The 13,404-nt window shown below is 45.8% G+C and carries 14 protein-coding genes and 1 other annotated feature; all 14 genes read right to left on the bottom strand.

Annotated features, from left to right (window positions below; all coding sequences use genetic code 11):
• Positions 1 to 109: 109 nt before the first annotated feature.
• The 14 genes from LFYK43_RS08810 to gltX all read right to left on the bottom strand — a co-directional run bounded on the left by LFYK43_RS08810 (position 110) and on the right by gltX (position 13,306).
• Positions 110 to 2,182 carry a DNA topoisomerase 3 gene (locus tag LFYK43_RS08810; RefSeq protein ID WP_124977478.1) on the bottom strand — a complete coding sequence of 691 codons (2,073 nt, stop codon included), beginning with the start codon at positions 2,180 to 2,182 and terminating at the stop codon, positions 110 to 112.
• Positions 2,183 to 2,302: 120 nt separating this feature from the next.
• A complete protein-coding gene (gene rplL / locus LFYK43_RS08805; RefSeq protein ID WP_124977476.1) occupies positions 2,303 to 2,671 on the bottom strand; it encodes a 50S ribosomal protein L7/L12 in 369 nt (122 codons plus the stop codon).
• 45 nt (positions 2,672 to 2,716) lie between these two features.
• Complete coding sequence (rplJ, locus tag LFYK43_RS08800; RefSeq protein WP_124977474.1) at positions 2,717 to 3,220, bottom strand: 50S ribosomal protein L10; 504 nt, start codon at positions 3,218 to 3,220, stop codon at positions 2,717 to 2,719.
• Positions 3,221 to 3,251: 31 nt separating this feature from the next.
• Positions 3,252 to 3,369, bottom strand: a sequence feature (ribosomal protein L10 leader region).
• A gap of 55 nt (positions 3,370 to 3,424) precedes the next feature.
• Positions 3,425 to 4,114, bottom strand: coding sequence for a 50S ribosomal protein L1 (rplA, locus tag LFYK43_RS08795; protein ID WP_124977472.1), 690 nt, complete (start codon positions 4,112 to 4,114; stop codon positions 3,425 to 3,427).
• Positions 4,115 to 4,217: 103 nt separating this feature from the next.
• A complete protein-coding gene (rplK, locus tag LFYK43_RS08790; protein ID WP_124977470.1) occupies positions 4,218 to 4,643 on the bottom strand; it encodes a 50S ribosomal protein L11 in 426 nt (141 codons plus the stop codon).
• A gap of 161 nt (positions 4,644 to 4,804) precedes the next feature.
• On the bottom strand, positions 4,805 to 5,356 hold the full coding sequence (nusG, locus tag LFYK43_RS08785) for a transcription termination/antitermination protein NusG (protein ID WP_124977468.1): 552 nt from the start codon (positions 5,354 to 5,356) through the stop codon (positions 4,805 to 4,807).
• A 185-nt stretch (positions 5,357 to 5,541) separates the two neighbouring features.
• Complete coding sequence (gene secE, locus LFYK43_RS08780) at positions 5,542 to 5,709, bottom strand: preprotein translocase subunit SecE (protein WP_124977466.1); 168 nt, start codon at positions 5,707 to 5,709, stop codon at positions 5,542 to 5,544.
• A gap of 33 nt (positions 5,710 to 5,742) precedes the next feature.
• Entirely contained in the window at positions 5,743 to 5,895 is a 153-nt protein-coding gene (gene rpmG / locus LFYK43_RS08775) for a 50S ribosomal protein L33 (protein ID WP_124977464.1), read from the bottom strand.
• A 185-nt stretch (positions 5,896 to 6,080) separates the two neighbouring features.
• Positions 6,081 to 8,192 carry a family 43 glycosylhydrolase gene (locus tag LFYK43_RS08770; protein ID WP_124977462.1) on the bottom strand — a complete coding sequence of 704 codons (2,112 nt, stop codon included), beginning with the start codon at positions 8,190 to 8,192 and terminating at the stop codon, positions 6,081 to 6,083.
• Between the two features lie 326 nt (positions 8,193 to 8,518).
• Positions 8,519 to 9,040 (bottom strand): NYN domain-containing protein, encoded by a 522-nt coding sequence (locus LFYK43_RS08765; RefSeq protein ID WP_124977460.1) that lies wholly within the window; start codon positions 9,038 to 9,040, stop codon positions 8,519 to 8,521.
• A 7-nt stretch (positions 9,041 to 9,047) separates the two neighbouring features.
• Positions 9,048 to 9,803 (bottom strand): 23S rRNA (guanosine(2251)-2'-O)-methyltransferase RlmB, encoded by a 756-nt coding sequence (rlmB, locus tag LFYK43_RS08760; protein WP_124977459.1) that lies wholly within the window; start codon positions 9,801 to 9,803, stop codon positions 9,048 to 9,050.
• A gap of 18 nt (positions 9,804 to 9,821) precedes the next feature.
• Positions 9,822 to 10,223 (bottom strand): Mini-ribonuclease 3, encoded by a 402-nt coding sequence (locus LFYK43_RS08755; protein WP_124977457.1) that lies wholly within the window; start codon positions 10,221 to 10,223, stop codon positions 9,822 to 9,824.
• Between the two features lie 2 nt (positions 10,224 to 10,225).
• A complete protein-coding gene (gene cysS / locus LFYK43_RS08750; RefSeq protein WP_124977455.1) occupies positions 10,226 to 11,635 on the bottom strand; it encodes a cysteine--tRNA ligase in 1,410 nt (469 codons plus the stop codon).
• A gap of 174 nt (positions 11,636 to 11,809) precedes the next feature.
• Complete coding sequence (gene gltX / locus LFYK43_RS08745) at positions 11,810 to 13,306, bottom strand: glutamate--tRNA ligase (protein ID WP_124977453.1); 1,497 nt, start codon at positions 13,304 to 13,306, stop codon at positions 11,810 to 11,812.
• Positions 13,307 to 13,404: the final 98 nt, after the last annotated feature.

Raw genomic sequence — 13,404 nt, 5'->3', positions numbered from 1 at the left:
CTACGGCTCACAGCGGACTCACACCGCCTAGTTACTGCCCATGCCGGGCGCACCAAAAAGTGCAATTTGGCCTAATTTTCTAGCCCAAATTGCACTTTTTTCTATGCGACTATTTTTCCATAGCTTTTTTCAAAGCCAGTGCTAAAGCACTTTCTGCTGGTTCTTCGTCTTGATTGACTTTTTTTAACAGCCGCTTTTCCTCGTGTTTAGTCATCTTTTTACTGCGCTTCTTGCCGCCAGTTGGTTTTTCCGTTGTCCCATCGTATTTGCAACGGAAATAAGTCCCGTTTTTCCCTTCAACCAAGAGCATCTTACGGTGGCACTGCGGGCAGCGATGATTAGTCACCTTGGCCTCAGCGCGACGGTGATAATCACACTCAGGATTGGTGCAGACCAGGATCTTACCATCTCGGGTCTGGCGTTCTTTCAAGGCAGCTCCGCATTTCGGGCACTTTTTGCTGGTCAGCGAGTGGTCATGATATTTCTTATCACTATTTTTAATTTCAGCAACCAACTTCTTAGTTTCAGCTTCAATCTCTGACAAAAACTTTCGGCTGTCGTACTGCCCATGGGAGATCTGCTCCAGCTGTTCTTCCCATTTAGCCGTCAGTTCTGGTGAGATCAAAGCTGGGTTGACTAGTCCCAAGAGCTGTTTGCCCTTTGGCGTGACCTGGAGATGCTTGCCCGTGCGTTCCATTAACTCAGTCTTGACCAATTTTTCAATGATCTCAGCCCGTGTTGCCGGGGTCCCTAACCCATATTTCTCCATTTTAGCAAGCAAACTGCCTTCGTTTAGAGGTGCTGGTGGAGTCGTTTGCTCAGCAGAAATGCGGAATTTAGGCGCTATCTTTGTACCTTCCTGCCATTCCTGGGTGGCAGTTTCAGAGCCGCTAGTCGTCTTCCAGCCAGACTCAACGACCGTTTCATGTTTGAAAATAAACTGTTCATTTCCAAAGGCGACTGTTACTTTTTCTTGCTTGGTCCGATACGGCTGTGCGAACAAGCCAGCGAAGCGTTGGACGATCATGGTGTAGATCCGATGCTCATCTTGAGACAACTTAGCATAATTCGGTACTTGTTCAGTTGGGATCAGCGCATGGTGATCGGTGACCTTTTGATCATTAAAGACTTTTTGGGCGACAACTTTGCTGCCGGCTTTCAAATAGCTCTTTGCTTCCGGCACGATCGCAGTGATCGCCTGGAGACGTTCAGCCATCGTTGCCTTTAGATCTGAACTGAGGTATTTGCTGTCAGTTCGAGGGTAAGACACGATCTTATGGATCTCGTACAAGCTTTGGACTAAAGAGAGAGTCTTTTTAGCCGAATAACCGTAAGCCTGGTTGGCTTCACGCTGCAGCTCAGTCAGATCATAGGGTAATGGGGCGCCTTGGCTCTGATCTTTGTGGGTGATTTTGACGACTCGTCCCGTTTCTTGTTGTAAGCGCTCAACCAATTTTTGAGCACTCTCTTGATCTGGCAAAGCAAATTGATCTTTTTGCTGGCGGCGTGCCGTTTGACCGTTCGCTTCCAGCGAAACTACATAATATTGCCGCGGTTTGAACTGGGAGATTTTTTGCGCCTGCTGGTCAACTTGGGCTAAAGTCGGCGTTTGGACCCGACCAGCAGAAAGATTGTCATCATATTTAACTGTTAAAGCACGGGTGACATTTAAACCGACTAACCAGTCTGCTTTGGCCCGGGCCAGAGCTGAGTAATACAAGTTATCGTACTCTTTTGCCGGTCTGAGGTCATTAAAGCCCTGTTTGACCGCTTTTTGTGTCTGTGAGGAGATCCAGAGCCGTTTGACGGGTTTATTAAAGCGAACGTACTGCAAGATCCAGCGAGCAACCAGCTCACCTTCCCGGCCAGCATCAGTTGCGATAACTGCTTCGCCAACATCTTTTCGTTTGGCAAGAGCAGCGATCGTTTTCAACTGACCCCGTGTTTTGGGCAAAGGTTTGATCCCGATCTTTTTGGGCAGCATCGGCAGCGTCGTCAGCTGCCATTGCGCCCAATCCTTGTGGAGGTCTTCTGGCATCTCTAGTCCCAGCAAATGACCCAGTGCCCAGGTCACAACGACTTGCGGTCCTTCAAAATAATTTTTGTGTTTTTCGCGTGCCCCTAAAATCTGACTCAGATCACGGGCAACGCTTGGCTTTTCTGCCAAAATCAACTGTTTCATTTCTAGTATTCCTTTCAGTCTTCGATTCGCTTCTTCGAGTTTAGCATATTTGCACAGACAAAACGAATCCAAAAAAAGACACCTCTCAAAAGAGAAGTGTCCTTGCATTCAACTGAATGACTATTTAAGGTTAACTGATGCGCCGACTTCTTCAAGTTTAGCCTTGATGTCTTCGGCTTCGTCCTTAGAAACGCCTTCCTTGATAACTGAAGGAACGTTGTCAACCAAGCCCTTAGCGTCTTTCAAGCCAAGACCTGTAATGTCTTTAACAACTTTGATCGTCTTAACCTTAGCTGAGCCTTCGCTAGCCAATTCAACGTCAAATTCTGTCTGTTCTGCAGCAGCGTCGCCACCAGCAGCACCTGCAGCAGCAACTGGAGCAGCTGCAGAAACACCGAATTCGTCTTCGATAGCTTTAACTAAATCGTTTAATTCAAGAATGCTGGCTTCTTTAAGGTCAGCAATGATTTTTTCTGTATCTAATGCCATTTTGTTTTCCTCCAAAATTTTGTTTATAAGTTTATGAGCGCAACCTTAGGCTGCATCTTCATCTTTGCTGTCGGCAACAGCCTTAACAGCATACGCAACATTGCGTACTGGTGCTTGCAATACTGAAAGCAGCATTGACAACAAGCCGTCGCGATCTGGCAATTTGGCAAGGGCTTGGATATCTTCGACTGAAGAAACCTTTCCTTCGATCATACCGCCTTTGATTGTTAATGCTTCATGGTCTTCTGCAAATTTAGCGATGATCCGTGCTGGAGCAGCAACGTCTTCACCACCAAAAGCAACAGCTGTTGGGCCAGAGAATACTTCGTCTAAGCCTTCATAGCCGGTCTTATCAGCTGCACGTTTCAAGAATGTGTTCTTGATAACACGCATCTCAACACCTGCTTCACGTAATTCCTTACGTAATTCAGTTACTTCTTCAACAGTCAAGCCACGGTAGTCAGTTACCACGATCGATGAAGCAGCGTTGAATTTTTCAACGACGTTTTCAACGATCTCGGCTTTTTTGGCAATAAGTTCTTTACTCACTTGATTCACCTCCCAGTCGTTGTGAAGGGTTTTTTGTATAAAAAAACCCCGCATCCACCAAGACACAGAGAGAGAATAAATATCTTTACTCCTCGGCAGGATATTGAGGCTTACGCCACCTGAGTCTTAGGTAGAATCATATAAAAAAATTGACCTCTAATAATGTATCATGGACACCATTAGAAGTCAACCCTCTTTTATAAATTAAAGTGCAGTTGTATCAAGCGTTACACTTGGGCCAAATGTTGAAGCCAAGGAAACGTGTTGGATGTAAACACCCTTAACAGCTGCTGGACGAGCCTTAGCAAGCACGTTGTAAATTGTTTCGAAGTTGCCCAAGATAGCATCCTCAGCAAATGAAACTTTACCCAGCGCAACATGAACGTTACCATCACGGTCAGTTCTGTATGTCACTTTGCCGGCTTTAGATTCTGAAACGGCCTTATTAACGTCCATTGTAACTGTACCGGTCTTAGGGTTAGGCATTAAGCCTTTAGGTCCAAGAACACGGCCCAAACGACCAACCTGTGCCATCATGTCTGGTGTAGCGATCGCTACGTCAAAGTCCAACCAGCCATCTTGGATCTTGGCAACCAAATCATCGTCACCAACAAAGTCTGCACCAGCATCCTTAGCTTCTTGAGCCTTGGGACCCTTAGCAAACACGATAACAGTTTGATCTTTACCAGTACCATTAGGCAGCACAACTGCCCCACGCAGTTGTTGGTCTGCTTGTTTTGTATCGAGATTTAATTTGAAAGCTGCTTCGATACTTGCATCAAAGTTAGCAAAGTCGATCTTCTTGACCAAGCTGATCGCTTCTTTAACGTCGTAAGCTTTACCAGCTTCGACCTGCTTAGCGGCTTCTAAATATTTCTTGCTTTTCTTTGCCATTAGTATTATTTTCCTCCTTGCAATATGTGGTCTATCGGATAAACCTCCCACTTGATACATTCACTTTCGCGAAGTATCCGACTGGGGAAGCATGGTCAAACGCTTAACCTTCGACAGTAAAGCCCATGCTCCGTGCAGTACCTTCAATCATGCGCATAGCAGCTTCAACGTCTGCAGCGTTTAGATCTTGCATTTTTGTTTCGGCAATTTCCTGAACTTGTGCCTTTGTAACGCTGGCAACTTTGTTAGTGTTAGGTTCGCCGGAACCATGTTCAACACCAGCAGCCTTCTTCAACAGAACTGCTGCAGGAGGTGTCTTTGTGATGAAGTCGAATGAACGATCTTCGTAAACAGAGATCACAACTGGAATGATCATACCTGCTTGGTCAGCAGTCCGAGCATTGAATTCCTTAGTGAATCCCATGATATTGATACCTGCTTGACCCAATGCAGGACCAACTGGCGGTGCAGGAGTTGCTTTACCAGCAGGGATCTGCAATTTAACAATGTTTGTTACTTTTTTTGCCACGGTGTATTCCTCCTTATGTTCCGTGTGTGGTACGGATGGCCTGTCAATTTGGCCTCCCACGCGTACGCTCAAAGCATACCTATAAAATATAGCACGCCCCTGCTGGCTTTGCAAGTAATTTTCACCAAATTACATTTTCCAACAGGAGCGTGCTTTTGCTTTTAAACTAGTTTATCCACTTGATCGAAGTTCAATTCGGCCCCGGTCTCACGGCCAAACATCTCGATGGCAACGCGCAGCTTCATCTTTTCATTATCGATCTCAGTGATCTTGCCGACCATTCCTGAGAAGGCACCGTCAATGATCGTGACAGAATCGCCGATCTCAGCGTCGAATTGTTCATGACGGGAGCTGAGTCCTAGGTGATGCAAGATTCCCTCGATCTCTTCGTCCAGCAATGGAGCAGGCTTGCTGCCGGCACCGTGCGAGCCAACGAACCCGGTTACACCGGGGGTATTCCGGACAACATACCATGATTGGTCAGACATGACCATTTCAACCAAGACATAGCCGGGGAAAGTCTTTAACTTATCGACCTTGTCCTTGCCAGTCTTAGTTGTTTCATGTTTTTCTTCTTCTGGGACCACTACACGGAAGATGTTGTTTTCCATCCCCATCGATTGTGCCCGGGATTCCAGGTTAGTCTTGACCTTATTTTCATAACCAGAATAAGTATGCAAAACATACCATTTCTTTTCTAAATTCTCTGCCATTGCTATTCTCCTTGTAATTTTGCAGGCTGCCAGAACAAGTCTGCCCAACCTGGATGAGATAAATTTTTTTAAATTTCAACTTCAGCGATTTTTGTCAAAATAAAAAAACCCCGACAAAGCGAAGTTTCCTTACAGCGACGATTATAGCAAATTATCAGCCTAATTACTAGGCTAAGCACCAAAAGCTACACAAATAGCTTAAGTCCAAGCTGCACTAGATAATCAACGATCGCAAAAAACGCTGCGAAAAACACTGTCATCAAAATAACGGTCGTTGTGTCTTTCCTATTTTCACGAGCAGTTGGCCACGTAGTAGCTTTCATCGTTTGCATTACATTTTTTAAAAACTTCATCAATAGACCTCCAGCCTGTAGGCATAGCTCACTTTATTTTGTTTCACGATGCACTGTGTGTTTCCCACAGTACTTGCAAAACTTTTTAACTTCCAGCCGTTCAACACGTGCCGGATTTTCTTGCAGCGTGTAGTTTCTCGAACCGCAAACTGAACAGGCTAAAGCAATTTTTCTTTTCCCAGCCATTTGTACTCTCCTTAAACTAATTCATTGTAACTTTATCACGCTGACTTAAGCAAGTCAATATGACAGCAGCTTTAAAGCCATGATGTTGCCCCTTTGAATCAGCAGATCTATTTTTAACATCCTCTTAGACAGACAAAAAAACTAACCCCACCATTCAAGCAAGAACCGTGCAGTTAGTTGAGTAATTATTTACTGATCCGTTTGCGGCGATACAAAAGAACGCTGCCTCCGATGATCAAAACCAGTGCTGCCGTTAGAAGCGACTTCTGATTTTGTTTAATAAAGCGGCCGGTCTGAGGTAAAAGTCCTGAATTTTGTTCAGAGCTTGCGGGCTGCTGGTTCCTATTTTGATTGGCAGAGTCAGCTCCTTTAGCCGGTGAAGTTTGGTCAGCTTTTGGTTCCTGGCTCGACTGATCTTTTCCTTGAGCAGAACCGTTTGCTTGATTTTGATCGGATTTTTCCCCGGAACTTGAAGTCTCTTTCTTTTGGGTCTTAATAACCATCGCTACCGTCAAAGACTGTTTGCCCAGATTACTGATCCCCTTTGGCAGGTAGACTGAACCATGAATAACTTGCTGGTCGGTCTTCTTTGGATCATATTCCTGCAAATTCCAGTTGATTGGCACTTGCTGGTCTTTACCAGTTTGACTCTTAGAGGTCCGAATGCCCACCGTCTGTGGAAGCTCCCAGGTATTTGGGTCCGAGCCTTGAGCAACAGTAATTTCTTTATTCTTCAAGGCAGCAAATTCAATAAAATTGTCCGCATCAACTGCACCGGAAGGGATGGCTTGCGGTGTGACAGTTGGTCCGTGCACTTCTAAAACGGTCTGCCCGTCTTCATCTTTAGCGAAACGAACGCGGTCGATAGAAAACTTGCGCGGGTTAGCTTGAGTCAGGTTAAAATGCTGGTGGTAGACCATGAACATTTCGGTCCCGTCTGGAGAAACCGCGATCCCGTGGTGGCCCGTACCAGGAACGATGCTGTTGGACTGCATGATCGGGTTATTCTTGTATTTCTGGTAAGGACCAAGAGGGCTTTTGCTTGTTGCATACCCGGAACCATACATTTGACTTTGGAAATGCGCCCCGGAATAAGTCAGGAAATAAGTTCCATCCTTCTTCAGCATGTATGGTCCTTCGTTAACGCGAGCCATATCTTGTTCCCACGGCTGCGACGGAACGAGCAATTGTGTCAAAGTGCTTTCATCGATCGAGCGCATGTCGTCGTTTAACTTAGCTCCCCAAATAACATTTCCATCGGTGAAACGAACAAAGTACAGATAATATTGACCATCATCGTCTTTAAAAACGTGGGCGTCGATCTCTTTGGTGTCCCAGTGCATTGGGCCAACTTCTTTTTGTTCGTACGGTCCAAGCGGCGAATCGCTGACTGCGACACAGAGATGTTCATTGGCCGTATAATACATATAGAATTTTCCATCGCGTTCGATCATATCCGGTGCCCAAAAACCGCTGGCACCCCAGTTTTTAGGACCCATCTTCATTGCTAGACCTTTGTCTGTCCAATTGGTCAGGTCAGTTGAGGTATAAACTTTGATCCCGCCTGCCTCTTCGTTAGTAGTCGTCCCATAAAGGTAGTATGTACCGCCATGGTATAAGACATCCGGGTCAGCCAGATCTGGAACGATCGGATTCTGGTAAGTCGGTCCTGTTACAGGCTGATCTGCATATGAGGAGACCGCAACATTATCAAAAGCAGTTTGCTGCGTCTTGTTTTGAAACCCGATCTGCCCTTTTTCATACTGCTTATCAACAACATCGATCCGTGGATAGTCATCTTGTGCATAATCCACAAAACCTTGAATGTGATCGCCAGACGCTCTAACTTTTAACTGATAGGTCTTGTCCTTTTTAAGCGTCATTTTTTTCGTAGCGATCTGTTCGACTTTACTCCCATCCGACTTTTCCAAAACAACCTGCTGCTTGCCTAAGTCGATCCCAAAATAATAGCCTTGGTAGGCATTAGCGCCAGCCTTGGCGGACTGTACTCTAAACAAAACTCCACTTTCTTGTGCCGATCCCGGCTGCTCGATTTTTACTTCAGCAATATATTCAAAATCGGCGAACTTCTTTTCACTTAAGACTGCTTTTCCCCCATCGTCTCCTTTAGCGTTCAGTTTTGCCCCCGCATTATCCCAACTGCCATCGACCGTCGCCCAGCCTTTTATGTTGGAAAAATCGGTTTGATAAAGTGAATCTGCATGAACTTTCATTTCGCCACCAAAAAAGAATAAGCAAACTAATCCTATGAGCACCGTCAAATTTGTTTTTCTCATTCTTTATTCCTTCCTCTTTGATTTCTGGAGCTGAAACTGCCAATCCTCCTTTCAAGTAAAAATATTGAACGTTTTTCATTCACTCCACTTATTAAATTACTATTAGCCAAAAGGCTTGTCAAAGCAAAGATATAAGGGTTTACTAAAATGGAATACTTCACTATTTACCAATTGTGAATTACTGCATTATTTAACAAATTAATTAACTACATCATCAAATTTTATTGATGTGACCTTGATAATAACAAAAAACACCACTGCATGTTCCAGGTCCAAGCCCGTTTCATGCAGTGGTGCCGTTATGTTTTTCAAATTGCTAAATCGTCTCACTTCGATAAGTGATCCCGCAGCCGCTTTAGGTCCTCCAACTGATCTTCATCCCAAGGATTGCCCCGCAATGAATGCTGATCTTGATACTGGCGCGCGGTCCGTTTGACCTCAGTCCGCGCTCGTTTGATATCCTGAGCTAGTTCCCAAGCAGGTTTGCGCAAGGCGCCCTGTGAAAAAATCGTCCACTGCTCTGCCTGATCACTGGTAGCCACAGTCACCGTCGTTAAGGGCGTCATCAGCTCTCCAGCTAAAGATTCAATGTAGCTGTCTGCCGTCTGTCCCTCGTCAGTCCAAATCACCTGCAAGGTATACTGCCGATAACTCTTAGACAGCCCAGGAACATACATGGCATCAAAAACTACGATGATCTGTGCACCGCTTTGCTTGTGGTAATCCGACAAGACTTGCAGCAAGAGGTCGCGCGCATCTTCTAGGCGGTCATCTTTCTTAAGTTTATTTAGTTTAGGCCAGTTGCCGATCATATTATAAGCATCGACGATCAGGATATTTTTCTTCATTAGTTCATCATTTTCCTCTGCTTGTGTACACTTGATAGATCAAAAGGCTGGCAGCCACGCTGGCATTTAGGCTTTGAACATGCCCCGTCATTGGGATCGTCAACATACCATCACAATTCTTTTTCAACAACGGCGAGATCCCTTTGCCTTCGTTGCCGATCACGATCGCTGTCGGTGCACTCCCGTCAAATTGACGGAAATCCTGTCCGGCCATGTCAGTCCCGAAGATCCAGACCCCGCGTTTTTTTAGTTCCTTAACGACTGCTGTCAAATTATTCGCGCGCATGACTGGAACATATTCCACGGCACCAGTCGAAGTCTTGGAAACTGTGGCGGTCAGTTGTACCGCACGACGTTTCGGGATGATCACCCCGTGCACACCGGCAGCATCCGCGGTTCTAATGATCGAACCTAAATTATGCGGGTCTTCGATCTCGTCTAAGATCAAAAAGAATGGCGCTTCGCCTTGCTCTTTGGCACGACTAAAAAGATCGTCTAGCGTAGCATATTGAAAAGGAGCAACGGAAACAGCTACTCCTTGGTGATTTTGCTGGTCGCTTAAGAAATCAAGTTTGGCTTTGGGGACCCGAGAAACCACGATCGATTTGCGCCGTGCTAAGGCAATGATCTCCGAAACAGCGTCGGATTTTAATTTTTCCTGCACGTAAACTTTGTTGACCGCCTGTGTCCCCTTTAAAGCAGCCATCGCTGCATGCCGACCGATCACAAGCCCGTTATGTTCATTGTTTTTGTTTTTATCCATAATTGATCCCTTTGTCCTTTATTTTGCCTGTGCTTCGACAGTTTCAATGCACCACTGCGCTAACTCTTTGAGCCGTTGGTCTTGTTCGCTGGTATAGAGGTAGCCGAACAGCGCTTCAAAGCCCGTTGAGATCCGATAGGTCAGGACTGCCGTATTTTTAGCAGAAGTACGACTTTTGGCATTACGCCCCTTCTTAAAATAAGTCCACTCGGCATCTGATAACTTCTTTTGTGCTTCCATTTGCTCGATCAAAAAGGCCTGGGCCTTAGCTGACACGTAGTGCGTCGCAGTTTTTTGCAGCTTATTGGGTTTAGTCAAGCCCACTTCCAGCAAATGTTCGCGGACGAAAACTTCCCAGACAGCATCGCCAATATAGGCGAGGGCAATCCCATTGATCAATTGATAATTAGCTCTTGTCATTCTTATTCTCTCTTCCAGCGGGTCCCCTGCGGTGTATCTTCTAACAGGATCCCTTGTTCTTTAAGCTCGTCACGGATCTGATCACTCAAGGCAAAATTCTTATTTTGCCGAGCGGCGTTGCGTTGTTTGATCTTTGCTTCGACCTCTTCGTCTAAGATCCCCGCCTGCTCAAGTTTGATCCCAAAGACAGACACGATCCGTGTAAATCCATCCAGCAAATACTGCAGCGTGTTTTCGTTGACTTCTGCGCGCTCGGCATAGATATTGAGCTGCTTGACCAGTTCATATACAACTGCGATCCCGTTTTGAGCGTTGAAATCATCATCCATCGCGGCTTCAAAGGAACTTTCATGCTGCTGAAATTCTGCTTGGACCTCAGGGTCGACTGGTCCATCGCTGGCATTTTGCAGGCGATAAGTAACGTTTCTGGCTGCGGTTTGGATCCGTTCCAAATTTGCCTTAGCTTCTTGCAAATTAGCTTGCGTATACCGGATCGGCCGGCGATATTGCGTGGTTGCCATAAAGAAACGCACGATCTGCGGATCAACTTCTGAGATCAAATCGCGGACAGTCACAAAGTTGCCGAGTGACTTGCTCATCTTCTCGTCTTCTTCACCGATCGTCACGAACCCATTGTGCAGCCAGTAATTCGCAAACTTCTGCCCGGTTTTGGCTTCGCTTTGCGCGATCTCATTTTCATGGTGGGGAAATTCCAGGTCCTGGCCGCCGCCGTGGATATCGATCGTGTTTCCTAAATACTTAGTAGACATGACTGAGCATTCAATATGCCAGCCTGGTCTGCCCTTGCCAAAAGGCGAATCCCAAGCGATCTCCCCCGGTTTGGCAGCTTTCCAGACCGCAAAATCTAACGGGTCTTCTTTTTTAGCTTGGTCTTCAGCCGACAAACGCTCACTGGCACCCTGTTCCAAAGCATCCACCGATTGGCCGGAGAGCTGCCCATAATTCGCAAACTTCCGGGCACGGTAATAAACATCGCCATCCGACTGGTAAGCATAGCCTTTTTTGACCAGCGCTGCCACAAATTCAATGATATCAGCCATATTATCCATCACGCGCGGATTCAAGTCGGCTCGTTTGACGTTCAAAGCATCCGTATCATGGTAAAACGCTGCAATAAATTTCTCAGTAACTTCTTGGACACTCAGCTTCATTTCCTGGCTGGCCTTGATGATCTTATCATCAACATCGGTAAAATTAGAGACGTAATTGACTTGATAACCGCGGTATTCAAAGTAGCGCCTGATCGTATCAAAGGCGATCGCGCTGCGGGCATTACCAATGTGAATGTAATTGTAGACCGTGGGACCGCAGACATACATCCTGACCTTGCCTGGTTCCATTGGCACAAAGTTTTCTTTGGTCTTGGTTAACGTATTATACAACTGGATCATAAAACAACCTCCCCCTGCTCTCTCCAGCCGTGTATCCACCGGAGCAGTTAAATTTTCCTTTACTAATATATACTGCAATCATACAGCATTTTTTCTTTTTTATCTGAAATTTAGCAAAAAAGTTCGGTAACAAAACAACTCAGTTTTGTGCCGAACTCTTTTCTAAGTTAATGTTTAGAACTTCAGACCTAATTCTGCAAAAGTTTTTTCGATATGGGCCAGCACCTTATCGCGTCCGATCAATTCGATCGAAGGTGCCAAGTCAGGTCCATGCATCTCACGGGTCGTAGCGATGCGGATCGGCATATAGAGCTTTCGTCCGCGGATCCCAGTCTCTTTTTGGATCTGCATGATCACTGACTGGATCTCAAATGCCCCGAAGACCGGCAAATCCTTGATCTTGCTGGCAAATTCCCGCAAGACGATCGGTGCACTCTCTTGGTCCAATTCTTGGCGTGCATCTTCATCCAAAGATTCAGGCTCTTCAAAAAAGACTGAGGATAAATCGATCATTTCAGCAGCGTATGACATTTGCTGCTTGTAAAGGTTGGTCAATTGTCGTGCCCATTCGATCTTTTCTTTAGTCGGCTCTGCTGGCATCCGTCCAGCTTTGATCAACTGTTGAATGGCCAAGGACGTGATCTGATCGGCATTTCCGGCCTTCACGTACTGGTTATTGACCCATTCAAGTTTCTTGTTGTCAAAAGCTGCAGGTGATTTGCTCAAACGTTTCGGATCAAACATCTTAATAAATTGCTTCTTGGTAAAGATCTCAGACTCGCCCACTGGTGACCAGCCCAGAAGTGTAATAAAGTTGAACATTGCATTAGGCAGGTAGCCCAGTGACCGATACTGTTCAATGAATTGAAGAACTGTTTCATCACGCTTGCTGAGCTTCTTACCCGTCTCAGTATTAATGATCAAAGACATATGACCAAAGACCGGAGCTTCCCAGCCAAAGGCATCATAAACTGCCAGCTGCTTAGGTGTGTTGGCCACGTGGTCATCTCCGCGCAAAACATGGGAGATCTCCATTAAATGATCATCCACAACTACAGCAAAGTTATAAGTCGGCATGCCATCACGCTTGGCGATGACAAAGTCGCCGCCGATCGTGTCTGACTTGAAGCTGATATCGCCTTTAACAATATCTTTCCAGGCATAAACATGATCATGCGGTACACGCAAACGAATGACCGGCTTCAATCCTTTGGCCCGCGCAGCTTCTTTTGCAGCCTTGATCTCATCTTGGCTCATGCCGGCATATTCATCGACATAACGTGGAGCTTCGCCTTTGGCACGCTGTTCATCACGCTGAGCAGCCAGCTCATCTTCAGTCATAAATGATTCGTAAGCCAGATCTTTGTCCAGCAATTCTTGGATCAAAGGCTGGTAGATATCGCGTCTTTCAGACTGGCGGTAAGGACCATATTCGCCTGGTTTATCCGGACCTTCATCCCAGTCGATCCCGAGCCATTCCAGGTTATCCATCTGACTTTTTTCACCGTCAATAACATTGCGCTTGGTATCTGTGTCCTCGATCCGCAACACAAATGTCCCGTTGTTATGCCGTGCAAATAAATAATTAAACAAAGCTGTCCGAGCGTTCCCGATATGCAAGTGTCCAGTAGGACTTGGGGCATAACGGACCCGAATTTTGTCACTAGCCATTTAAAATTACTCCTCTTTTATCTTGTTCATCATTTCTTGACTGCTGCACACAGCCACACTGTTAAATTGTACTATGCTTACCACTAAAAATAAACACT

It is taken from the genome of Ligilactobacillus salitolerans (genome assembly GCF_003864415.1).
Taxonomy (GTDB): Bacteria; Bacillota; Bacilli; order Lactobacillales; family Lactobacillaceae; genus Ligilactobacillus; species Ligilactobacillus salitolerans.
Note: the sequence above shows the minus strand (reverse complement) of the source record. Positions and strands in the feature narration are given on the sequence as shown.

Coding starts and splice junctions, on each gene's coding strand:
- LFYK43_RS08810 (WP_124977478.1), bottom strand. CDS start 2,182: ATGAAACAGTTGATTTTGGCAGAAAAGCCAAGCGTTGCCCGTGATCTG.
- rplL (WP_124977476.1), bottom strand. CDS start 2,671: ATGGCATTAGATACAGAAAAAATCATTGCTGACCTTAAAGAAGCCAGC.
- rplA (WP_124977472.1), bottom strand. CDS start 4,114: ATGGCAAAGAAAAGCAAGAAATATTTAGAAGCCGCTAAGCAGGTCGAA.
- nusG (WP_124977468.1), bottom strand. CDS start 5,356: ATGGCAGAGAATTTAGAAAAGAAATGGTATGTTTTGCATACTTATTCT.
- secE (WP_124977466.1), bottom strand. CDS start 5,709: ATGAAGTTTTTAAAAAATGTAATGCAAACGATGAAAGCTACTACGTGG.
- rpmG (WP_124977464.1), bottom strand. CDS start 5,895: ATGGCTGGGAAAAGAAAAATTGCTTTAGCCTGTTCAGTTTGCGGTTCG.
- LFYK43_RS08770 (WP_124977462.1), bottom strand. CDS start 8,192: ATGAGAAAAACAAATTTGACGGTGCTCATAGGATTAGTTTGCTTATTC.
- LFYK43_RS08765 (WP_124977460.1), bottom strand. CDS start 9,040: ATGAAGAAAAATATCCTGATCGTCGATGCTTATAATATGATCGGCAAC.
- rlmB (WP_124977459.1), bottom strand. CDS start 9,803: ATGGATAAAAACAAAAACAATGAACATAACGGGCTTGTGATCGGTCGG.
- LFYK43_RS08755 (WP_124977457.1), bottom strand. CDS start 10,223: ATGACAAGAGCTAATTATCAATTGATCAATGGGATTGCCCTCGCCTAT.
- cysS (WP_124977455.1), bottom strand. CDS start 11,635: ATGATCCAGTTGTATAATACGTTAACCAAGACCAAAGAAAACTTTGTG.
- gltX (WP_124977453.1), bottom strand. CDS start 13,306: ATGGCTAGTGACAAAATTCGGGTCCGTTATGCCCCAAGTCCTACTGGA.